The sequence below is a fragment of the Pediococcus parvulus genome (assembly GCF_007990205.1).
Lineage (GTDB): Bacteria > Bacillota > Bacilli > Lactobacillales > Lactobacillaceae > Pediococcus > Pediococcus parvulus.
Genome location: NZ_BJWE01000101.1, coordinates 1 through 994, shown reverse-complemented (window position 1 = coordinate 994; position 994 = coordinate 1). Strand labels below are relative to the sequence as shown.

Sequence of the window (994 nt, the reverse complement as noted above, 5' to 3'; positions counted from 1 at the left end):
CCTGATACGGTGTTTGCCAGTCGAGTATTTTAAGCGGTCGCTGGTTAATTTGGAGTAACGTCGTCGTTAAATCTTGAGCACTAATGTGCTCAAAACGAGTCCCTTTAGGATAAAAATAACGTAAATTCCGATTAAAGCGTTCATTACTACCACGTTCAGCTGGCGTATAAGCATGGCAGTAATAGGTCTTAATACCATATTGTGATTCAAGTGATACTAGCCCACTAAACTCAGTGCCACGGTCCACAGTAAAGCTGTGCACCGGACCATTAAAAGTGGTTAGGAACTTAGTTAGTGCTTCATTAACAGTCGCTGTCGTCCGATCTTTTAACCGGTATGCCCAAAGGAACCGTGATTTGCGATCGATTAAAGTTAATAAAACTGCCTTACTATGCCCACGAGGACCAACGACTGTATCTAGTTCAAAATCGCCGATGCGATTACGTTGATTAATCATCATGGGACGCTGTTCAATTGATCGCCCCAAAGATTGATTATATTTGGATCGTTGGTCAACGTTACGCCGTTGGCGTACGCCATGTTCAGGTAGATCATTCAAGGAGAAACCAATTCTCCCCTGATTTAGCCAATTATAAATAGATTTAGTAGCTAGTTTAAATTCGTGAGCAATCATTCCTGGTGACCAGCTTAGACGTAAATGGTTGAGAATTTTTTGCTTTAACTCATCGCTCAGCTTAGTTTTCCGACCACATCGTGATCGCTTGTATTCGGCATCTGTTTGTGCTAATTCAGCCTGATAAGGTTGACATCGAGATAATTCATAAGAAATTGTTGACGGTGATCGGTTCAGCCGAACGCCCATTTGGATATTGGACAGCCCTAGTTCACAAAAGGTTTCGATTTTAATTCGTTCGGAATAGGTTATACTAGACAAAAGATCAGCTCCTAAAAGATGGGTTTGTGGTAAACACCATTTTAAAGGAAGCTGATCTTTTTTGTCCGAACAGCGTTCGGATTAATTTTACAATCTACC

General features: G+C 41.2%; 1 protein-coding gene. It reads right to left on the bottom strand.

The window, feature by feature from the left end; translation table 11 throughout:
• Positions 1 to 895 (bottom strand): IS30-like element ISLpl1 family transposase (locus tag PPA04_RS09495; protein ID WP_147206827.1); only part of this gene is annotated, 895 nt, incomplete at its 3' end.
• Positions 896 to 994: the final 99 nt, after the last annotated feature.